Genomic DNA, 20,622 nt, shown 5'->3' on the forward strand with positions numbered 1-20,622 from the left:
CGCGGCACCTGAAAAGCGCCTGTACGCCTGCCGAATGCATCCACCAGGCACTTGTCGCTGTACCCACGGCGGTCAACCCGGCCTATTCTCAGGAGTGTTGAACTGGCAGACCTCGGAGCCCAACGGCACACCATGGATACCTCCGGTCCGACTCTGAGCGAGTGTCCGTCCCGCCGGACCGTCGGCGGCAGTTTGCGAGGGCGTGTGGATCCATCCGCTTTCTTCTACACGAGCTGCACCCGTGGCGACGGCTGGCCCGCGCTCACCCGTTTCCACGCCGATCTCGAGTACCGGCTGCGGGCGCAGGAGGGTTACGGCATCAGCGGCGCGCTCGGTGCGGCGATGAACCCCGACACGGTGCCGAGCAGCGCCATCACCAAGGCCGGCGTGATGATCGCGCTCTACTCGCCCAGGTATTTCCTGGACCGCGGCTGCGGCCTGGAGTGGGCCGTCATCCAGTCCCGGATGCGCCGCCGCGCGAACATCGAGGGCGTCCAGGTCCCGGGCTGTCTCATTCCGGTCTGCTGGAAACCCGTGGCCGAGCGTCTGATCCCGCAGGAGGTGCGCCGCTCCGAGTCGTTCCCCGGGCCCGGCGCCTTCGACTGGCTCAGGGAGCAGGGCCTGGAGGCCCTGGTGTCGTCGTCGGTCCCGGGCGCGGACGAGCGGTACTACGTGTTCGTCGAGCAGCTGACGAAGAGCATCCTGGAGGCCGGGCGCGCCGGGCTGGCACCGCTCGGGGCCGACGAAGCGCGCGACACGCTCCCCGCGTTCGGCTCCGCGCAGGGCGCGACCGGCGCAAGCGACCCCCGCCTCAGGGTGCCCGAGCAGCCTGGCCCCCGGCACGAGAGCGTCGCCGGTCAGCCCCGCTCGGTCGCGATCAGCTACGTCGGCGCCGACCAGGCGTGGGCCGACTGGATGGACGGCGTGCTCAGCGAGGAGGGCCACACCGTGCGGCTGCGGCGCCGGCGGGTCGGCCGCGAGACCCTGTCGCAGGCGGTGGAGCGCGCGCGGGACGGCGCCGACCGGGTCGTGGTCGTCTTCTCCCGCAGCTACTTCGACGCCGGGGACACCGCCCCCACCGACTGGGAGGCCGCCTTCACCCCACCCGCCTCCGACCCGTCCTGGCTCGTCGCCGTACAGATCGACGCGGCGCCCCGGCCCGTTCTCGTACGCGGAGTCAAGGTCCTCGCTCTGGAGGGCTCCGGTCCCGACCAGGCCGAACGGCTCCGCGAAGGCCTCATGGACACGGCGGGTACGGCGCCCCGCGACCCGGCGGGGGGAGCGCGTTGACCGGGTCGAGACGTTCCGCCACCGATCCGCCGCCGATTTCGAACCTGCCGGTCCAGGCGACCCCGTTCGTCGGCCGTGACGAAGAGATCGCCGCCGTCCACGACCTGTTCGAGGACCATCGCGCGGTCCTCCTCCACGACCCGACCGACCGGCAGCACGGGTACGGCAAGTCGGAGGCGGCGATCACCTACTGCCACCGCTACCGCATGCGCTACCGCGTGGCCTGGTGGTTCAACTGCTCCCACGAGAGCGATCCTCACCGGCTGCGTCAGCTGATCGAGCGCGGGACGGACGAGTTGCACACCCGGTACCGCGAGGTCCTGCGCGTCACGGACATCCCCGAACGGCCCGACGACAAGTGGCTGCTCCTGTACGACAACGTGGCCGATCCCGACCGTATCCAGGACCATTTCCCGGCCGGCGACGCCCGGATCCTGGTCACCTCCCGCCCGCCGGGCGGGGGGTGGGACGAGGCCGCCCGGCTCCCCGTCGGCGACCTCGACCCCGCCGAAGTGGCCAGCCTCTTCCGTCAGTTGGCCGAGATCAGACAGCCCGTGGCCGAAGACCTCGCCCGCGCGTTCGCGGGGCATCCGCAGCAGATCATCGCGGTGGCCGAGCAGATCCGCCGCGGCACCCCGCCCGCCACGTGCGTCGCGCTCGCCGACGCCGTACGGCTCGCGCCCGCGCCCGCACGGCCCGCACCGCCGCAGCCGTCGGGCCATGTGCGGATGAGCGCCCAGGACCGGGAGACGCTCATCGACACCCTGCTGTCCTCGCCGGTCTGCCGGGACCTCCCCAGCTACCGTGCCTGGATCAAGGCCATCGACCGGCGGGCGGCGGTATCGTCCGGCCTGCCGTCGGAGACGGAGACCATCCGCACGCGCGTCGTCGGCCTGGTGTCCATCGCCCTCAGCCGGGACGCTCCCGATGTCCTGCTGGCCCTCGCCGAAGCGTTCGAGGACAGGGCCGGCCGGCACGAGGCGCAGCTCGTCCGGGCGCTGATCGGCCCGGCGGCGGCGAACTGGAACGAGAACAAGGAGCCGATACGCGCCGTGCTGCCCCCTCGCCCCGCCGATGCCCCGTTCTTCTTCACCAGCTACGCGAACCGGGAGGACGACCAGGACCATGTCGCCGAGTTCCACGAGCGGCTCGAACAGGAGCTGCGCATCAAGCGCGGCCGCAACGTGACGAGTACGGGCTTCCTGGACCGCCGCAGTCTCCGACTCGGCCTCACCTGGCGGGAACCGATGGTCGAGGCGATCCGCTCGACGCGGCTGATGGTCGCGCTCATCACCGCGGACTACTTCGAGAGCGAGTGGTGCCGGCGCGAGTGGGCCGTGATGACGGAGCGCGCCCGCCGGGCCGGGCGTTCGCCGGGCGACGAGCCGGTCGCCATCCTGCCGCTGTTCTGGGTCAAGCCCCGCGGTCCGCTTCCCAAGGATCTGGCCGCCATCCAGTACAGCTCGCCCGCGCTGTTCGGCGGGAGCAAAGCCCCGGACAACCTGATCGACCTGCTGCGCGAGGACAAGAAGAAGGCCGCGGCCTTCATCCGCAGGCTCGCCGACACCATGATCGACGCGGCGGACCGCGATCTTCCGGCGCTCGACTCGGACGCCGTACGGGACATTCCGCTCGCCTTCGGCGAGTGGGACACGGGAGACACGTCGCTGTCGGGCTCCAAGGCGGGCTCGAGCCCTGGTACGGGCGATGCGCAGCCGCATCCCGAGCCGCAGCCGACGCCTGAGTCCGAACCGGACCCGGCGCCCCCCGAGCAGACCGAGCACACCCCTGCGCTCTCCCTCGTGCCGGACCCTCGCGTCTCTCCCGACCGGCCCGAGCCCCCGGTACGACCCACCGAACCCCCGCCCGTGACCGCCCCCGATCCCCCGGCGGCGTCCGACAAGACCCGGCTGATCGAGGCCCTGACGACCGGCCCGCTGCGCGAGCCCACGCGGTACACGCCCTGGGTCGAGGCCGTGCTCCGGGACGTCGACCGGGCGCACCATCCCGCGGTCACGCAGTTCGTCGACCCGCTCAGAAGACGGGTGCACCTGCTCGTGAACTTCGCCTACGACCAGACCACCCCCGACCTGTTCCGCGCCATGGCCCGGGCGCTCACGCTGGTCGACCCCGGCGGCGCCACCGCTCCCGACGAGACCGTGACCGCGGTGCACAGACTGGTGGACCGTATCGTCGCGGCATGGCCCCATCACACGTGACACCGAACCGAAGACCGGCGCGCGACTGCCCGTTCTGCCACATCGCCGCGGGTACAGGACCGGCCCGCCTGGTCGTCGACGGCCCGGACGTCATCGCCTTCCTGCCGCTGCGCCCGGTCCATCCGGGCCATGTCCTCGTCGTGCCGCGGCACCACCTGGAGGACATCTGGGAGCTGGACGAGGAGACGGCAACGGCCGTGACCCGTACGGTACTTCGGGTCGCGCACGCCGTGCGTGCGGTGTTCCGTCCCGACGGGCTCAACGTCATCCAGTCGTCGGGGGCCGCCGCGACCCAGACGGTGCCGCACCTGCACGTCCATGTGGTCCCGCGGTTCGCGAACGACCGGATGGGCGCCATCTGGCCCGCCCCCGCCGACGGGTCACCCGTCGCCCTGGACGACGCGGCGAGCCGGCTGTCCAAGGCCCTAGAAGAGGACGACCAGGGCGATGAGTTGGGCCAGGGCGAGGCCGCCGTAGAAGAGCGCGACCGTCAGGGAACCCGCGGCCCGTAGGGCGCCGGCCCGCTCCGCGCCGGCGCTCGCGTCGAGGCTGAAGGGCTCTATGCCGTTGCCCGGGCGCCGCACCTTGTCGTAGAGACGTCTGAACAGCCGCTCCTTGTACAGGAAGTACCCGTCGAGCAGCCAGAACGCCACGATGGGGACGAAGCCGGTGGCCGCCACCGTCCGGCTCTCGTTCCCGGCGGCGAAGGCGAGCAGCGCACCCATCAGGGTCAGCGCCCAGCCCTTGATCAGGAACGAGTTGTTGCCCATCCGCGCGACGACGGCCTGGATCAGTTCGAGGTGCCTGATCTGACCGTCGTCCAGAACGATCCGGCTCGCAGGTTCCCCTGTCACGGCATTCCCCCTTCGGGCGGAACCCTACCCAGCGGCACGTGGCGCCGTTAGCCCCGTCACTTACTGGCCGAAATAAGCGACTGCTTAGTACGCTGTACGGGCGGGGCTCGCCGGCCTCGTGGTCGGTACCGCCCGTCACCACCAGTGCGCCTGGAGTAAACGCATGGCATCCCTGCTGCTGTCCCGCCGCGATCTCGAGTTCCTGCTGTACGAGTGGCTCGACGTCTGCGCGCTCACGTCCCGGGAGCGGTACGCGGACCACTCCCGCGAGACCTTCGACGCGGCGCTCGAGCTGAGCGAGCAGATCGCGACGCGGCACTTCGCCCCGCACAACAAGAAGAACGACGCGCAGGAGCCCACCTTCGACGGGGAGCGGGTGCACATCATCCCCGAGGTGAAGGAGGCGCTCCGGGTCTTCGGGGAGTCGGGGCTCATCGCGAGCACCATGGACCACGAGGTGGGCGGCGGGCAGCTGCCGTCGGTGGTCGCCGACGCGTGCTTCGCCTGGTTCCAGGCCGCGAACGTCGGCACGGCCGCGTACCCGTTCCTCACGATCGGCAACGCCAACCTCGTCCTCGCGCACGGCTCGAAGGAGCAGATCGACACCTTCGTACGCCCCATGGTGGAGGGCCGCTTCCTGGGCACGATGTGCCTCTCGGAGCCGCAGGCGGGATCGTCGCTCGCCGATGTGCGTACGCGGGCCGAGCGGCAGGAGGACGGGACGTACCGCCTCTTCGGGAACAAGATGTGGATCTCCGGTGGCGAGCACGAGCTGTCGGAGAACATCGTGCACCTCGTGCTCGCCAGGAACCCCGACGGGCCGGCCGGCGTGAAAGGCCTGTCGCTGTTCATCGTCCCCAAGGTCCTTGTACACGGCGACGGTTCGCCGGGTGAACGCAACGACGTGGTCCTTGCGGGCCTCAACCACAAGATGGGCTACCGGGGCACGACGAACACCCTCCTCAACTTCGGTGAGGGCGCCCACCGGCCGGGCGGCGCGCCGGGCGCCGTCGGGTATCTCGTCGGTGAGGAGAACCGCGGGCTCTCCTACATGTTCCACATGATGAACGAGGCCCGGATCGGCGTCGGCCTGGGCGCCACCGCCCTCGGCTACACCGGCTATCTGCATGCTCTCGACTACGCCCGCACACGCCCGCAGGGCCGTCCTCTCGCGGGCAAGGACCCGGCCGCGCCGCAGGTCCCGATCCTCGCGCACGCCGACGTCCGCAGGATGCTCCTGGCCCAGAAGGCGTACGTGGAGGGGGCGTTGGCGCTCACCCTGTACTGCGGCCGCCTGCTCGACGAGCAGCACACCGGCGCCACGCCCGAGGCCCGCGCGCAGGCCCGGCTGCTGCTCGACGTGCTCACCCCGATCGCGAAGAGCTGGCCCTCGCAGTGGTGCCTGGAGGCCAACAGCCTCGCGATCCAGGTCCACGGGGGCTACGGCTACACACGCGAGTACAACGTCGAGCAGTTCTACCGCGACAACCGTCTCAACCCCATCCACGAGGGCACGCACGGCATCCACGGTCTCGACCTGCTCGGCCGCAAGGTCGTCATGGACGGCGGGGCCGGGCTCCGCCTCCTCGTGGAGCGCGTCACCGCGACGGCCGCCCGCGCGGCCGAAGCGGGCGGAGAAGCTGCCGAGTACGGCGCCCGGCTCGACGCCGCCGTACTCCGTGCGGTCGCCGTGACCCAGCGCCTGTGGTCGACCGGCGACCCGGAGACCGCCCTGGCCAACGCGAGCGTCTACCTCGAAGCCGTCGGGCACGTCGTCGTCGCCTGGATATGGCTGGAGCAGCTGCTGGCCGCGGCCTCCGGCACGGAGGCCGTCCACGAGGGCAAGCGCGGCGCGTGCCGCTACTTCTTCCGGCATGAACTGCCCAAGACAGATGCGCAGTTCAACCTTCTGGAGTCCCTGGACCGGACGGCTGTCGATCTCGCGGAGGACGCGTTCTGACCGGCTGACCGGCGCTGCGGCCCGTCCACCGGAGCAGGGCGACGGAGCAGACGGCCGCGAACGCGCACCACGTCGAGATGAACTCCCACCGCCACAGCGCGACACACGCCGCCGCGCCGGCCGCGACCAGCACACCGAGCAGTACGAGGCCGCGGTCGGCGGACAGGAGCAGGGAGCCGACCGTGGCCAGGAGGTACCCGGCGACCAGGAGCCCGGCGTGCGGCAGGCCGAGGGCGTACCCGACGGTGTGCCCGCGGATCTCGGCGCTCACGGTGCGGGTCGCCAGTGCGTACGCGAGTCCCGCCGCGGTCACGGCCCCGGCCGCGAGCGGGATCAGCAGCCGCCCGCGGGCGCGCCGGGGCGCCGCGCACACCACCCCGGCGGGCACCCACAGGGCCAGGACCGGGAGCGCGATCACGGCCCAGGCGAGGGTGGCGGGACCCGTCCCGCCACCGGACCGCCACAGGACGGACTCGACGATCTGATGGGCGCCGAGCAGCAGCGGCAGCGCCGCGAGCGGCAGGTCGCGGGGCCGTCGCGCGCGGACCGTCCGTGCGACGCATACGGCTCCCACGGCGGCGATCGCGGTGCCCGCCACGAGATCGGCCGTCGCGCTCCAGCACATGCCACATCACCACGGTTCCGGGTCGTGCGCGCCGACGCCCGTCGCCGTCCGCAGTGCGGCCACGCTACGACGCCGCGGGCCGCAGCCCGCCGCGCCGACACGGGAGCGGCGGGTCACGCGGCCGATCAGCCCGGCGGTGGGCTACTGCGCCCAGAGCCCTCGCACGTGCCCGAGGTGGCGGGTCATCACGGCGCGCACCGCCTCCTCGTCACGGGCGACCAGGGCGTCGAGGATCTCCAGGTGCTCCTCGGCCGACGCCTCCAGACGGCCCGCCTCGACCAGTGCGTTCAGCCCGTAGAGACGGGAACGCTTGCGCAGGTCGCCGACCACCTCGACCAGGTGCTCGTTGCCGGAGAGGGCGAGCAGCCCCAGGTGGAAGCGGATGTCCGCCTCGACGTACGCGATGAGGTCGCCGGCCACCGCCGCGTCGACGATCTCCCGCGCAACCGGGCGCAGCGCCTCCAGTGCCGCGAGGTCGGCGGTGATGGCGAGTTCCGCCGTGGTCGGGATCTCGATCAGTGAGCGGATGTGCTTGTACTCGTCGAGCTGCTTCTCGGAGACGGCCGTGACCCGGAAGCCCTTGTTCGGCACCGCGTCGACGAGGCCCTCTTTCGCGAGGTCGAGCATGGCCTCGCGCACCGGTGTCGCGGACACCCCGAAGCGGACGGCGAGGGTCGGCGCCGAATACACCTCGCCCGCCCGCAGCTCACCGGCGATCAGCGCGGCGCGCAGTGCGTCGGCGACCCGCTCGCGGTAGCTGCTGCGCGTCCCGCCGAGGCTGGGCAGGGCGGGAGCGGCGGACGGGGCGCTGCGCCGGTCGGCCATGGGGTGGTCCTCCTAGGTGACATGTCACGTTCCACAAGTATCCCGTGGCGGGTGGAGTGCTACGGGGCGGGTGCTACGGGAGAGGTGTTGCGGGACAGGTGGCTGTTACGGGACTGGCGCTACAGCACAAATCCCGCCGGAAAGGGGTCGTCCGGATCGAGCAGGTACTGAGCCGTCCCGGTCACCCACGCGCGGCCGGTGAAGCTGGGCAGCACCGCCGGGGTCCCGGCCACGTCGGTGGTGTCGAGCAGCCGTCCGGTGAACTGGGTGCCGATGAACGACTCGTTCACGAACTCCGTGTGCAGCGGCAGTTCGCCGCGCGCGTGCAGCTGGGCCATGCGCGCGCTCGTTCCCGTGCCACAGGGTGAGCGGTCGAACCAGCCGGGGTGGATCGCCATCGCGTGCCGGGAGTACCGGGCGGTCGCCCCGGGCGCGTACAGATGGACGTGATGGCAGCCGCGGATGGACGGGTCCTCGGGGTGTACGGGCTCGTCCTTCGCGTTGATCGCGTCCATCAGCGCGAGACCCGCCGCGAGGATGTCGTCCTTGCGTTCGCGCTCGAAGGGCAGGCCGAACCGGTCGAGCGGCAGGATCGCGTAGAAGTTGCCGCCGTAGGCCAGGTCGTACGTGACCGTGCGTCCGTCGGCGAGTGTGATCTCGCGGTCGAGGCCGACGGAGAACGACGGCACGTTCCGCAGGGTGACGGACTTCGCCGCACCGTTCTCCACGGCGACCTCGGCGACGACGAGCCCGGCGGGCGTGTCCAGGCGGATGGTGGTGACCGGTTCGACGACCTCGACCATGCCCGTCTCGACGAGGACGGTGGCGACGCCGATCGTCCCGTGCCCGCACATCGGGAGGTAGCCGGAGACCTCGATGTAGATGACGCCGAAGTCGCAGTCGGGCCTGGTCGGCGGCTGGAGGATCGCTCCGCTCATCGCGGCGTGCCCGCGCGGCTCGTTCATCAGGAGCTGCTTGATGTCGTCGCGGTGCTCACGGAAGTACAGGCGGCGTTCGTTCATCGTGGCGCCGGGGACGGTACCGATGCCGCCGGTGATCACCCGTGTCGGCATGCCCTCGGTGTGCGAGTCGACCGCGTGCAGGACGAGTTTGCTGCGCATGTCGGAAGCGGCTCCCTGGAAGTGGATGCGGTGGACGTATGCGAGTGCGGTCGCGTGGTCAGACGAGACCGGCGGCGACCGCCTGTTCGGTGGCGGTGCGCACCGCCTTCTCCTGGTCCGGCAGAAGCGGCATGCGCGGCGGGCGGCAGGGGCCTCCATGGCGGCCGATCATGTCCATGGACAGCTTGATGGCCTGGACGAACTCCGGCCGCGAGTCCCACCGCAGGAGCGGGTGGAGCTGCCGGTAGAGGGAGGTCGCGGTGGCGAGGTCGCCCGACACGGCGGCGCGGTACAGCTCGACGGACGCGGCGGGCAGCATGTTCGGGTACCCGGCGATCCAGCCCTTGGCGCCGGCCAGCGCCAGTTCGAGCAGGACGTCGTCCGCGCCGATCAACAGGTCGAGTTCCGGGGCGAGTTCGGCGATGCGGTACGCCCGCCGCACGTCTCCCGAGAACTCCTTGACCCCGCGGACGAACCCCTCGCGGTGCAGCTTCGCGAGCAGTTCCGGCACCAGGTCGACCTTGGTGTCGATGGGGTTGTTGTACGCGACGACGGGGAGGCCCACCGCGGCGACCGCCTCGTAGTGGGCGAGGACGGAACGCTCGTCGGCGCGGTAGGCGTTGGGCGGGAGCAGCATCACGGAGGCGCAGCCGGCGTCCTTGGCCTGCTCGGCCCAGCGGCCGGCCTCGGCGGAGCCGTAGGCGGCGACGCCGGGCATCACGCGCTGCCCGCCGATCGCGGCGACGGCCGTCTCGACGACCTTGGCACGCTCCTCCGGCGTGAGCACCTGGTACTCGCCGAGCGAGCCGTTGGGCACGACTCCGTCGCAGCCGTTCTCGACGAGCCAGGCACAATGCTCGGCGAATTTGGCGTAGTTGACGGAGAGGTCGTCGTTCAGCGGGAGCGGCGTGGCTACGAGGACGCCGTGCCAGGGGCTGCGCTCGGACGTGGTCATGGGCTGTGTCTCCTCTGTGCCTGTGGCGTGTGACATTGCACTTATGGCTACGGTCTGATGTGAACGATCTGATGGATGCGTCCGTTGGCGGGGTGTCCGGGTCACTCGTCGGGCAGGTCCTCCCCCGCCCGAGCGAGCACTCCGAGCGGCACGGGGCGGGCGAACGGCCTTTTGGTCGGCTGCAGTTCACATCCCGCAAGACCGGCGACGGCCGGTCCGCACACGCGGCCCTGGCACCATCCCATACCGGCCCGGGTCAGCAGTTTCACGGTGCGCGCGTCCGTGGCCCCGAGCTCGCCGACCGCCTCACGGATCGCGGAGGCCGGCACCTCCTCGCAGCGGCACACGACGGTGTCGTCGGTGACCTGCTCGGCCCAGTGCGCACGCGGCGCGAAGACAGCGTCGAGGGAGGCGATGAACTCCCTGCTCCTCGCACGGGACTTGGCGGCGGCCTCCCACGCCCGCGGTCGCCCCGCGAGCCGTGCCGCGGCGGAGCACCCCGCGATATGGCCCTCGGCGAGCGAGAGGGCGGCGCCGCCCACGCCGGTGGCCTCGCCCGCGGCCCACACTGCGTGGATGTCGGTGCGCTGCTCGTCGTCCACGGCCACGGCCGGGCCTTCGAGACGGCAGCCGAGCGTCTCGGCGAGGTCGGTGTGCGGCAGCAGGCCGTGGCCGACGGCGAGGGTGTCGCAGCGGACGACCTGCTCGGAGCCCGGCGCCACCCGCCCCTCGCGGTCGAGCGCGGCGATGGTGACGGCTTCGAGCGTGCCGTCACCATGCGCTTCCACGACGGTGTGCCTGGCCTTCAACCGCACCCGGCGGCGCATCAGTTCGGCGACGTACCCGGCCCCTTCGACGAGCTTGTCCGGGTGGGCGGACAGCGTACGCGCGTGCCGGGCCACGCTCTTCGCCCCGGCGGACTCGACCAGCGCGGCGACCTCGGCACCGGCCGCTGCCAGTCCGGCGGCGACCGGCAGCAGCAGGGGCCCGGTGCCCGCCACGACGGCCGTACGCCCCTGGAGCACGAGTCCGCCCTTGAGCATGGCCTGCGCGCCGCCCGCGGTGATCACACCCGGCAGGGTCCAGCCCGGGAAAGGCAGCACCTTCTCGTAGGCGCCGGTCGCCAGGATGACGGCGTCCGCACGCACCACGGACGGCTCCTCCTGGGCCGGACCGTGCAGCGTGTGGACGAGGAAGCCGGATGTCTCGTCGAGCCGTTCCACGCACCACACGTGATGATCCGTCAGGTGGGTGATGCGGCCCGTCGCGATCTGTGCGGCCAGGCCGTCCCGCAGCCGCTCCCAGGTCCGCCACTGGTGGTGGAGCGCCTGCGGGCGGCGGGCCCCCAGTTCCTCTGCGGGCTGGCGGTAGAACTGGCCGCCGGCCTGCGCGCCCGCGTCGATCAGCGTCACGCGGCTCCCGCGGACGGCCGCGGCGAGTGCGGCGGCCAGCCCGGCGGGCCCGGCGCCGATCACGGCGAGCGTGCGCGCCGAGCCCTCATGTGCGCCACGCTTCATGGCCCCTCCCCCTCCGCCGCGTCGTCGTGCCCGGTGCCGTGCTGCGTGCGGATGTCGTCGCCGGGTTCTGCCCGTACGAGGCAAGCCCGTTGGTTGGGGCGGCCGTTGACGGTCACGAGGCAGTCGAAGCAGACGCCGATGCCGCAGAAGACTCCCCGCGGCTCGCCCGTGCCGCGCGTGGTGCGCCATGCGGTGACGCCCGCCGACCACAGCGCCGCGGCGACGGTCTGCCCGGGCAGCACCGCGATCTGCGCGCCGTCGAACGTGGCGGTGTGAGCGGGTCCTGGTTCTGCCCTGACGAGATCCAGTGGTGTGCGCTTGCTGGTCAAGACGCCTCCTCGGGGAACCGGTCCGGGCGGAACGGCGCGAGCGCGGGATCCGGCCCTCCGCCGCCGAGCGCTCCGGCGATCAAGTGCCCTGTGCCCGTGGCGAGTCCGATGCCGGCGCCCTCGTGCCCGCAGGCGTGGAAGAGGCCGGGCACGCGCGCGTCCGGCCCGATGGCCGGCAGATGATCCGGCATGTACGGGCGGAAACCGAGGTAGGACCGCATCACTCGGACGCTCTCCAGGAAGGGGAACAGCCGTGCCGCCCCCGCCGCCAGCGACCGCACGACCGGCAGCGAGAACGCGCTGTCGAAGCCGACGCGTTCGCGGCTCGCGCCGATCAGCACGGGACCGGCCGCGGTGCCCTCGACGACCGGCGACGTCTGCAGGGCAGCCGAGTCGCTCGCGACGTCGGCCACGTAGTCGGCGGCGTACACCTTGTGCCGGACCAGGCGCGGCAGCGGCTCGGTGACGAGGACGAAACCGCGCCGCGGCAGCACCGGCAGCCGGACCCCGGCGAGGGCGGCCAGCTCGCCGCCCCAGGTACCTGCCGCGTTCACCACGGCGGGGGCGTGGATCTCGCCCCGGCCGGTACGGACGCCTCGTACGGAACCGTCCGCCGCCCGGAGCACCGCGGTGACGGGCGCGCCGGTCAGCAGCCGTGCTCCCGCCGCGCGCGCAAGGCGTACGAGGTGCGCGGCGGCCAGCGTGGGCATCACCTGGGCGTCCTGCGGGTAGTAAACGCCGCCCGGCATGCCGGGGGCGAGTTCCGGTTCGAGGACGTAGAGCTCGTCGGCCGTGACGGCGCGCGCGTCGACACCGGCGTCGCGCTGCTGCACGGCGAACTTCTCCAGTGCCGCCAGGCCTTCGCCGGACGACGCCACGACGACTCCGCCCTTGGCCTCGAACTCGACGGCCTCGGCCACCCCCGGCTCGGCGGTGAGTTCGGTCCACAACCGGGCGGAAAGCAGGGCGAGTTCGAGCTCGGGGCCCGGTTCCTTGTCGGAGACGAGCAGGTTCCCCTCGCCCGCGCCGGTGGTGCCTCCGGCCACGGGGCCCCGGTCCACCAGGGCGACGGAATGCCCCGCCCGCGCCGCATAGAGGGCACAGGCAGCGCCCACCATTCCGGCGCCGACCACCACAACATCGCAGGTCAGACGCGTAGTCACGCCAGTACTATGTCACATGTTCCCAAGCGCGCCAAGGGTCACTAGGCTGACAGGCAGCTCAGCCGAAACCACTACGGAACACAGCAGAAGGGTGCACCGTGTCCTCCTCCGAGCCCAGGCCACAGCCCACGACTCAGGCGACGTCACAGCCCACGACGCAGCCCGAGGCCCAACCCCGGCCCACGGGACGCAAGAACGGCCTCTACGCGGGCCTCTCCGACGAACTCTCCGCCCTGATGCGGACGGGCTGGGCCGACACCGAGCAGCGCGACCTGCGCCCGGACGAGCAGGCGCCGTACGCCGCCGGTCGCCGCGCCGCCCTGTCCGCGCGGTTCCCGGGCGAGCGGCTGGTGATCCCGTCCGGCAAGCTCAAGATCCGCTCGAACGACAGCCATTACCCCTTCCGTCCGTACTCGGCCTATGTGCACCTGACGGGAGATCAGGCGCGGGACAGCGCCGTCGTGTTCGAGCCACGCGAGGACGGCGGGCACGACGTCCACCTCTATCTGCTCCCCCGCGACAGCCGTGACACCGACGAGTTCTGGACCGGCATGACGTCCGAGCTGTGGATGGGCCGGCGCCGCAGCCTCGCGGAGTCCGAACTGGTCCTCGGCCTGCCCTGCCGTGACATCCGCGACGCGTCCGCCGAGCTGTCGGCCGCGCCCGGGGCACCGACCCGCATCGTCCGCGGCCACGACCCGGCACTCGAGGCCGCCGTGACGACGGACGCGGAGCGCGACGCCGGACTTGAGGAGGCGCTGTCCGAGCTGCGCCTGGTCAAGGACGAGTGGGAGATCGGCGAGCTGCGCAAGGCCGTCGACTCCACGGTGCGCGGATTCACCGACGTCGTACGCGAGCTGGCGACGGCGATCGCGACCTCGGAGCGCTGGATCGAGGGCACCTTCTTCCGCCGCGCCCGGCTGGAGGGCAATGCCGTCGGCTACGGCTCGATCTGCGCGGCCGGCGAGCACGCCACGATCATGCACTGGGAGCAGAACGACGGCCCGGTGCGCCCCGGCGAACTCCTGCTGCTCGACGCGGGCGTGGAGACCCACACGCTGTACACCGCGGACGTGACGCGCACGCTCCCGATCAGCGGCACGTTCACGCCGCTCCAGCGCAAGATCTACGACGCGGTGTACGAGGCCCAGGAGGCTGGCATCGCCGCCGTGAAGCCGGGTGCGGCCTACCGCGACTTCCACGACGCGGCGCAGCGCTACATGGCGGGCAAGCTCGTCGAGTGGGGCCTGCTGGAGGGCGACCCGGAGCGCGTCTTCGAGCTCGGTCTCCAGCGGCGCTTCACCATGGCGGGCACGGGCCACATGCTCGGCCTCGACGTCCACGACTGCGCTGCCGCGCGCACGGAGTCGTATGTGGGCGGCCCGCTGGAGCCCGGCATGGTGCTGACGGTCGAGCCCGGCCTGTACTTCCAGCCGGACGACCTGTCGGTGCCGCAGGAGTACCGCGGCATCGGCGTGCGGATCGAGGACGACCTCCTGGTCACGGCCGACGGCACGGAGAACCTGTCGGCGGGCCTGCCGCGGTCGGCGGACGAGGTCGAGGCGTGGATGCGCACGCTCGCGGGCGACCGGTAGGGGCCCCGCTGCTGTGACAACAGCCCGAGGGGGCCCGGCCGTCGGAACGGCCGGGCCCCCTCGGGCTGTCAAGGCTTACGCCGTCGGGACCGGGTAGGTCGGGTACTCCACCCCGGAGACGTGCTGGACGACGCGGATGACCTGGCACGAGTAGCCGAACTCGTTGTCGTACCAGAGGTAGAGGATCGCGTTGTCGCCGTCGACCTTGGTGGCACCGGCGTCCACGATGGAGGCGTGGCGCGAGCCGACGAAGTCCATGGAGACCGCGTCGGGAGCGGTGGTGAAGTCGATCTGGCGCTTGAGCGGCGAGTTCAGCGAGACGTCGCGGAGGTGGTCGAGGACTTCCTCGCGGGTGGTCTCACGGCCGAGGCGCAGGCTGAGGATCGCGATCGAGACGTCCGGCACCGGCACGCGGATCGAGCTGCCGGTGATCGGAGCCTTGAGGTCGGGCAGCGCCTTGGCGACGGCGGAGGCGGCGCCGGTCTCGGTGATGACCATGTTGAGCGGCGCGGAGCGGCCGCGGCGGTCGGCCTTGTGGTAATTGTCCAGCAGGTTCTGGTCGTTGGTGAACGAGTGGACGGTCTCCACGTGGCCGCGCAGCACCCCGTACTCGTCGTCCATCGCCTTCAGCGGCGGGACGATCGCGTTGGTGGTGCAGGACGCGCAGGACAGGATCTGCTCGTCCGGCTTGATCATGTCGTGGTTGACGCCGTGCACGATGTTCGGGACGTCGCCCTTGCCGGGAGCGGTCAGGACGACCTTCTCGACGCCGGGGCGGAGGTGCTTCGAAAGCCCCTCGCGGTCACGCCACTTGCCGGTGTTGTCGATCAGGATGGCGTCGTTGATGCCGTACGCCGTGTAGTCGACCTCGGACGGGTCGTTGGCGTAGATCACCTTGATCTCGTTGCCGTTGGCGACGATCGTGCTGTTCGCCTCGTCGACCGTGATCGTGCCGTTGAACTGGCCGTGGATGGAGTCGCGGCGCAGCAGCGAGGCACGCTTGACGAGATCCTGGTCGCCACCGCCGCGGACGACGATGGCGCGCAGGCGCAGACCGTTGCCGGAGCCGGCCTTCTCGATGAGCAGGCGGGCGACGAGGCGGCCGATGCGGCCGAAGCCGTAGAGGACCACGTCACGCGCCTGGCGGCGCTCGATCTTGTTCTCACCCGTGGCGCCGGAGACGGCCTCGGCGGTGAACTCCTCGACCGAGAGACCCCGGTCGTCGGCCCGGTGCGCCTCGGCGAGCAGGCCGATGTCGATCTGCGACGGGCCGAGGTCGAGCGCGGCCAGCGCCTGCAGGAACGGCATCGTCTCGGTGACCGACAGTTCCTCGCCGGCGATCTGGCGGGCGAACCGGTGGGTCTTGAGGATGCTCACCACCGACTTGTTCACCAAGGAGCGGCTGTGGAGCAGGACGGTGACGTCCCGCTCCCTGTGCATCTTCCCGATGATCGGGATCATCGACTCCGCGATCTCCTCGCGGTTCTTCCAGTTGGTGAACGAGTCGTCTTTGACAGTCACAGGTTTATCTTTCGAGCTAGGCGGCGCTCATATGCTAACCCGCCCCCATTTTGATCGTTCAAACGGTCCCCTGGTTGATCGTTCAGACGCTCCCGCCCAGCGAAAGCCTCCCCCGCACCCGGCACGCCCCTCGGTGTCGCTCAGCCGTCGAGGAGGGTGCGCAACCTGGTGGCGTTGCCCCTTATGTCGCTCCCGATGCTGACGGTGAAGGCGCCGGCGGCCAGCCACTCGGCCGTGTTGTCCACGGTGATTCCGCCGGTCGCCATGATCCGCGCGCCGGGCAGTACGGCGAGCAGCGACTTCAGGTAGGCGATGCCTCCGATGTGCGCCGGGAAGAGCTTCGCCACTCCGCGTTCGGCGGCGGTGCGCAGTTCCGAGGGGGTCAGTCCGCCCTCGACCAGCAGCCGGTCGGCGTCATCCGCGACGGGACGGACGTCGGGCACCTGGAACGGGCTGACCAGGAACTGCGCACCGGCGGCCAGCGCCTGCTCGGCGATCCGCGGTGAGGTCACCGTGCCGAGCCCGAACACCGCCTGCGGGAATTCCTGGTGCCAGCTCTTCACCAGGCCCTCCCAGCCGGGGGTGGTGGCCGTGAATTCGAAGGTGGTGAAACCGGCGTCGAGCAGCTCGCGGGCCAGTGCGTAGGCGGCGTCGGCGTCGGCGGCCCGTACGGTCGGCACGGCTCGGGCCTGCTGGAGGTGGTCGACGACGCTCTGGACGGCGGGGGTGAGAGACATGGCGGGGAGGTCCTTCGATGGGCGGGGGCGGAGTCAGGAGGATTCGGGTGCGGCGATGGCTGCCAGCTCGGCGAGTGCCTCGGCCGCCCCTTCGCCGCGCGCGCTGAGGACGATCTCCTCGCCGGAGCGGATGTTGAGCGACATCAGGGACAGCACGCTGCGGGCCGGGACCTCGCGTGTGTCGGCCGCGGAGCTGCCTTCGGTGCCGGCTCGGCGCACCGTCACGGCTGCCGTGCTGCGGCCCGCGGCCTGGGCGAAGGCCGCTGCCGGCCGGGCGTGCAGCCCCGCCGCCTCGGTCACCACCAGGCGGCGCTCCAAGGGCACCACCGGCGTCGTTGTGCCGTCCGAGTCCGCCGCGCGCTCGGGCGTTGTCCCGGCTGCCGGCCGACCGGTCACCTGCGCCTCCTGCTGGTCCGGTGCCGGTGTCCGCCCGGTCTCTGTCGGCTCTCCGTGACCGCGGGGCCCGGCGGTAACCCGCGCGCCACCCAGGATCCCGGTGAGCCGGGCCACGATCTGTTCTTCCTCGTGCAAAGTCAGCGGCCGGGGGTCGACGGCCAGCCTGCCGGTGGCGGCGTGGTGGTCCCGCAGGAAGACGGGCGGCTGACCCTGTGCCAGCTCCGCGGCGAGCTCGGTCGCGTTCCGGCCCGCCTCCTTCGGGTCGACGGTCAGTTCCGTCCGGTGGATGAGCCGGCCGGCCTCGTCGCGGACGACACGTGCGGAGAGTCCCGGCAGCATGTCGAGGCGTTCGGCGAGCCGCGTCATGCGGGCCTGCTGTTGTTCCGGGTCGACGGCCCCTGCTGCGGTCCCGTAGTCGCGCACCGCCCGCACGAGGCCGAGGACGGTTTCCTTGCCGACCTTCATCGGCCGCCCGATGCCGCCGTACTGTGCGCGGCACGCGGCGATCAGGTCGGCCGGCCCGCAGATCAGTCCGGAGGTGGGACCCCCGATGGCCTTGCCCCCGCTGTAGACGACAAGGTCGGCGCCGGTGGCCGGCCAGCGGCGCAGGTCCTCCTCGGCCGCCGCGTCCACGATCACCGGGATACCGTGCTCTCGCCCGATGGCCACCACCGTCTCCAGCGGGACCTGGCCCTTCTGTACGGCGTGGTGCGACTGGACGTACAGGAGAGCTGCGGTGCGGTCGGTGATCGCGGCGGTGAAGTGCTCGGGCCGTGCCTTGTTGACGGCGCCGACCTCGACGGGCCTGCCGCCGCCGATGGCGATCATCTGGCACACGGAGGCGCCGAAGTGGACGGCGTGGCCCTTCTGCAGCACCACCTCGTCGGGCGCACCTCCGGCGTCGGGCAGTCGCTCGATCCGGGCCGGGTCGGTGCCGGCGATGAGGGCGGCGACCGCGATCGCGATGCCGGCCGCGGCACCGGTGGTGGGGCAGGCGTCCTCGGCGCCGGTGGCGCGTGCGAGTTCCCGGCCGGCGGCGACGAGCAGGTCGTCCATGACCACATGACCGCGGGCGGCCTCGCCCATGGCGGCGATCACCCGGTCGTCGAGCCGGCTGCCGCCGAGGGCGGTCATCTTGCCGCTGGCGTTGATGGCGGGGGCGAGGCCGAGGTCCTCGTAGAGCGTGTTCATGGTGCCTTTCGTGGAGAGCCGATCGATGGGGGGTGAGGCCGACTTCTTCGGGGCGCGCCGAGAGGCCCTAGGTGCCCGCGATGGGGAAGAAGAGCCCGAAGAGCATGGCGCCGAGGATGGCGCCTCCGGTCAGCGGCTTCTTCCACCAGTAGAAGAGCGCGGCGCCCAGGGTGGAGCCGAGGCCCACGGGGAGGGAGGCGGTGGCCGCGGCGATGATCACCAAGGGGCCCAGATAGCGGCCGGCGGAGTTTCCGGCGCCCATCATCACGTCGGCGCCGAAGGTGGAGGTGCCGCCCGCCGAGTTCACCGTGGCCCGCCGGATGGCCAGGATCAGGGCCCCGATCAGCGCGCCCAGCAGGGCGCCGGTGGGCAGGGCCAGCCAGAAGTGCTCCAGAGGGGCGGTGATCCCGGCAGCCAGCAGCATCGCGGGGATGCCGATGCCGACGCCGGTCTGCAGCGAGCCGCCGATGTCGAGGATGCCGACCATCGGCCCCTCGATGATGCGGGCGAACAGGAAGCCGGCGCCGAAGGCCGCCGCCGCCCCGTAACTCCCGCTGTCCATACCGCCCTTGAGCATCGCGGTGACTGCGACATCGCTGAAGGTGCCGGTGCGGTAGACGTAGTACAGGTGCGTGCCGGCGAAGATGCCGGCGGCCAGGGCCGCCACGAAGAGCGGGAAGGCCCATTCCGAGAGCCAGAAGCTGCCCTCGCCGGGGACTTTGCCGCGGGTCCTGCCCGCGGGTGCCGCAGCTCCCGCGGTGGTGGTGGCGTCGTTCGTGGTCATCGCGGTGCCTCGCTCACTTCGTCGGGGTGGTGCCGGTCGCGTCGTGGAGCCGGCTCAGCCAATGCGGCACGTCCGCCTTCATCTGCTGCAGCAGCTGGATGTCCACGCCGCGCAGGAAGGCGCTGCCGACGAACAGCAACACCACCGCGCCGGCGAGCGCCTTGGTGACCCTGGTCCAGCCCAGGTCGTCGATGCCCTTGCCGACCACGATGCCGAGCACGATGCCGGGAACCGCGTTGCCCATCACGACGTGCGCCAGACCACCGAGTACGGTGCCCCAGCCTCCGCTGCGCCGCCCCGCGTCGACCGCCGCCATCCAGAAGACGATCGGCATGACGGGGTTGATCAGCCACTCCGAGGCGGGGCCGAGTACGTCGGCTGCGACGTTCTGCAGCGAGTGCGGAATGGACGCGGCGGTGGTGTTCAGAACCGTCACCAGGACCAGGCCGACGCCCGCCCCGTAGGCCGCCATCCGACGCGGGTTGTGCAGCGTCTCGTCGAGGTTGCGGTTCTTGGTCATCGACAGCGCGGCGGCCCAGTGGGGCACGATGCGGTGATCGACGTCCGAGGTCAGCGCGCCGGTGCCGACGGCGCTGGCCCAGGCGTTGAAGAAGAAGCCGAGGCCGAAGGAGAAGTGCGCGACCGGGTCGTTCTCGCAGGCGTTGAGTTCGCCCAGGGTCCGGAAGGCACCCATGCCCTGCACCTTGGGCGCGTGGAACATGCGGGCCACACCCGCGCTCGCCCCGAAGCCGATCAGGGCGCCGATGACCATCGACTCCAGTGCGATGGTGAGCGTCTCGTTCATGCGGGTGTCCTCACCTCATGTGGAGCGCGTGCTGGAGCGGCGTCAGCCGCTCCTCGCGTACGGAGAATGCGATGGCGTCCAGATCGAGTGCGGCGGTGCGCACCTCGATCCGAAGAGTCAGCTCGTAGCGGCGGCGCTCGCGAGCGAAGAGCAGACCCAGGAACCGTTCCGTCCAGCGGTGTTCGACCGCGGACGCGACCTCGACGGCGAGCGGCTCGACCCGGAAGCAGACGCCGTCCGTCAGCTTGCCGACGGCACCGGAGACCTGCTGCATGGCGGCGGCGAACGCCTTCTCGCGAGTGGGCCCGGTGCCGCTGACCCGGACCGTGTGCCGGTCCTCGATCACGCCGACTCCCCGAGCTTCTTCAGCAGCGCCTCGGTCACCTTGAAGCCGAGTTCCTCGCTGTCCAGGAAGCCGAAGCCCAGCACCGTCTTGCCCTGCTGCACAGCGGTGATCCCGGCCTGCGGAGAGCGCATGCCGAACTCGATGTCATGGCCGTACTTGGCCTTGGCCGTGACCGCGCCCGCGCCGCCACTGCCGCAGAACGAGATGCCGAGCGCCGCGCCTTCGGCGGCCATCACGTCGCCGACCTTCATGTCCGCGCCCGGGCCCGGGATCAGGATGGGTTCGCCACCCGCCGCCCGTATGCCGTCGGCGACGGCCTGGCCCTTGCCGAGCCGGTGTCCGATCACGATCTTGACTGCCATGGTGCACTTCCTTTTGTGGTGCGGTGA

At 71.5% G+C, this 20,622-nt stretch carries 20 protein-coding genes; 5 read left to right on the top strand and 15 right to left on the bottom strand.

Features of this window, described 5'->3' with window-relative positions; all coding sequences use genetic code 11:
- Nucleotides 1-204: 204 nt before the first annotated feature.
- The 3 genes from OG574_RS07915 to OG574_RS07925 are packed head-to-tail and all read left to right on the top strand — an operon-like array spanning nucleotide 205 to nucleotide 4,021.
- Entirely contained in the window at nucleotides 205-1,290 is a 1,086-nt protein-coding gene (locus tag OG574_RS07915; RefSeq protein WP_326772526.1) for a toll/interleukin-1 receptor domain-containing protein, read from the top strand.
- Nucleotides 1,287-3,509 carry a toll/interleukin-1 receptor domain-containing protein gene (locus tag OG574_RS07920; protein WP_326772527.1) on the top strand — a complete coding sequence of 741 codons (2,223 nt, stop codon included), beginning with the start codon at nucleotides 1,287-1,289 and terminating at the stop codon, nucleotides 3,507-3,509. The genes OG574_RS07915 and OG574_RS07920 overlap by 4 nt, the downstream gene beginning before the upstream one ends.
- Nucleotides 3,491-4,021, top strand: a complete 531-nt coding sequence (locus OG574_RS07925) for an HIT family protein (protein WP_326772528.1) — start codon at nucleotides 3,491-3,493, stop codon at nucleotides 4,019-4,021. Before OG574_RS07920 ends, OG574_RS07925 begins: the two co-directional genes overlap by 19 nt.
- Here the strand turns inward: OG574_RS07925 and OG574_RS07930 are convergent.
- Nucleotides 3,935-4,363: a hypothetical protein gene (locus OG574_RS07930; RefSeq protein ID WP_326772529.1), complete on the bottom strand. Its 429-nt coding sequence runs from the start codon at nucleotides 4,361-4,363 to the stop codon at nucleotides 3,935-3,937. The genes OG574_RS07925 and OG574_RS07930 overlap by 87 nt on opposite strands.
- Before the next feature lie 163 nt (nucleotides 4,364-4,526).
- Between OG574_RS07930 and OG574_RS07935 the strand changes: the two genes are divergently transcribed.
- Complete coding sequence (locus OG574_RS07935; RefSeq protein WP_326772530.1) at nucleotides 4,527-6,323, top strand: acyl-CoA dehydrogenase; 1,797 nt, start codon at nucleotides 4,527-4,529, stop codon at nucleotides 6,321-6,323.
- Here the strand turns inward: OG574_RS07935 and OG574_RS07940 are convergent.
- From OG574_RS07940 to OG574_RS07970, 7 genes are all read right to left on the bottom strand, one after another.
- Nucleotides 6,265-6,948: a DUF6629 family protein gene (locus OG574_RS07940; protein ID WP_326772531.1), complete on the bottom strand. Its 684-nt coding sequence runs from the start codon at nucleotides 6,946-6,948 to the stop codon at nucleotides 6,265-6,267. The genes OG574_RS07935 and OG574_RS07940 overlap by 59 nt on opposite strands.
- A 141-nt stretch (nucleotides 6,949-7,089) precedes the next feature.
- A complete protein-coding gene (locus tag OG574_RS07945; protein WP_326772532.1) occupies nucleotides 7,090-7,773 on the bottom strand; it encodes a GntR family transcriptional regulator in 684 nt (227 codons plus the stop codon).
- A gap of 119 nt (nucleotides 7,774-7,892) precedes the next feature.
- Complete coding sequence (locus OG574_RS07950; protein WP_326772533.1) at nucleotides 7,893-8,894, bottom strand: proline racemase family protein; 1,002 nt, start codon at nucleotides 8,892-8,894, stop codon at nucleotides 7,893-7,895.
- Nucleotides 8,895-8,952: 58 nt separating this feature from the next.
- Nucleotides 8,953-9,849, bottom strand: coding sequence for a dihydrodipicolinate synthase family protein (locus OG574_RS07955; RefSeq protein WP_326772534.1), 897 nt, complete (start codon nucleotides 9,847-9,849; stop codon nucleotides 8,953-8,955).
- A 101-nt stretch (nucleotides 9,850-9,950) separates the two neighbouring features.
- The gene (locus OG574_RS07960) at nucleotides 9,951-11,366 is read right to left on the bottom strand and encodes an NAD(P)/FAD-dependent oxidoreductase (protein ID WP_326772535.1); all 1,416 of its coding nucleotides are present in this window, start codon (nucleotides 11,364-11,366) and stop codon (nucleotides 9,951-9,953) included.
- Complete coding sequence (locus OG574_RS07965) at nucleotides 11,363-11,695, bottom strand: (2Fe-2S)-binding protein (RefSeq protein ID WP_326772536.1); 333 nt, start codon at nucleotides 11,693-11,695, stop codon at nucleotides 11,363-11,365. The genes OG574_RS07960 and OG574_RS07965 overlap by 4 nt, the downstream gene beginning before the upstream one ends.
- Nucleotides 11,692-12,858, bottom strand: coding sequence for an NAD(P)/FAD-dependent oxidoreductase (locus OG574_RS07970; protein ID WP_326772537.1), 1,167 nt, complete (start codon nucleotides 12,856-12,858; stop codon nucleotides 11,692-11,694). Before OG574_RS07970 ends, OG574_RS07965 begins: the two co-directional genes overlap by 4 nt.
- 236 nt (nucleotides 12,859-13,094) lie before the next feature.
- Between OG574_RS07970 and OG574_RS07975 the strand changes: the two genes are divergently transcribed.
- Entirely contained in the window at nucleotides 13,095-14,453 is a 1,359-nt protein-coding gene (locus OG574_RS07975; RefSeq protein WP_326778402.1) for an aminopeptidase P family protein, read from the top strand.
- Between the two features lie 75 nt (nucleotides 14,454-14,528).
- On the opposite strand, the gene OG574_RS07980 is transcribed toward OG574_RS07975, so the two are convergent.
- The 7 genes from OG574_RS07980 to OG574_RS08010 form a co-directional block, all read right to left on the bottom strand.
- Nucleotides 14,529-15,974, bottom strand: a complete 1,446-nt coding sequence (locus OG574_RS07980; protein WP_326772538.1) for a glyceraldehyde-3-phosphate dehydrogenase — start codon at nucleotides 15,972-15,974, stop codon at nucleotides 14,529-14,531.
- 140 nt (nucleotides 15,975-16,114) lie between these two features.
- Nucleotides 16,115-16,711 carry a bifunctional 4-hydroxy-2-oxoglutarate aldolase/2-dehydro-3-deoxy-phosphogluconate aldolase gene (locus OG574_RS07985; protein WP_326772539.1) on the bottom strand — a complete coding sequence of 199 codons (597 nt, stop codon included), beginning with the start codon at nucleotides 16,709-16,711 and terminating at the stop codon, nucleotides 16,115-16,117.
- 33 nt (nucleotides 16,712-16,744) lie between these two features.
- Entirely contained in the window at nucleotides 16,745-18,298 is a 1,554-nt protein-coding gene (locus tag OG574_RS07990) for a DgaE family pyridoxal phosphate-dependent ammonia lyase (protein ID WP_326772540.1), read from the bottom strand.
- A gap of 67 nt (nucleotides 18,299-18,365) precedes the next feature.
- Nucleotides 18,366-19,082, bottom strand: coding sequence for a DUF4310 family protein (locus OG574_RS07995; RefSeq protein ID WP_100592860.1), 717 nt, complete (start codon nucleotides 19,080-19,082; stop codon nucleotides 18,366-18,368).
- 13 nt (nucleotides 19,083-19,095) lie between these two features.
- Complete coding sequence (locus tag OG574_RS08000; RefSeq protein WP_326772541.1) at nucleotides 19,096-19,887, bottom strand: DUF4311 domain-containing protein; 792 nt, start codon at nucleotides 19,885-19,887, stop codon at nucleotides 19,096-19,098.
- Between the two features lie 10 nt (nucleotides 19,888-19,897).
- Nucleotides 19,898-20,233 (bottom strand): DUF4312 family protein, encoded by a 336-nt coding sequence (locus tag OG574_RS08005; RefSeq protein ID WP_100592858.1) that lies wholly within the window; start codon nucleotides 20,231-20,233, stop codon nucleotides 19,898-19,900.
- On the bottom strand, nucleotides 20,230-20,595 hold the full coding sequence (locus OG574_RS08010) for an SFCGS family glycine-rich protein (protein WP_100592857.1): 366 nt from the start codon (nucleotides 20,593-20,595) through the stop codon (nucleotides 20,230-20,232). The genes OG574_RS08005 and OG574_RS08010 overlap by 4 nt, the downstream gene beginning before the upstream one ends.
- Between the last annotated feature and the right edge of the window lie 27 nt (nucleotides 20,596-20,622).

Origin of the sequence: Streptomyces sp. NBC_01445, assembly GCF_035918235.1 — a bacterium.
In the GTDB taxonomy this organism is placed as follows: Bacteria; Actinomycetota; Actinomycetes; order Streptomycetales; family Streptomycetaceae; genus Streptomyces.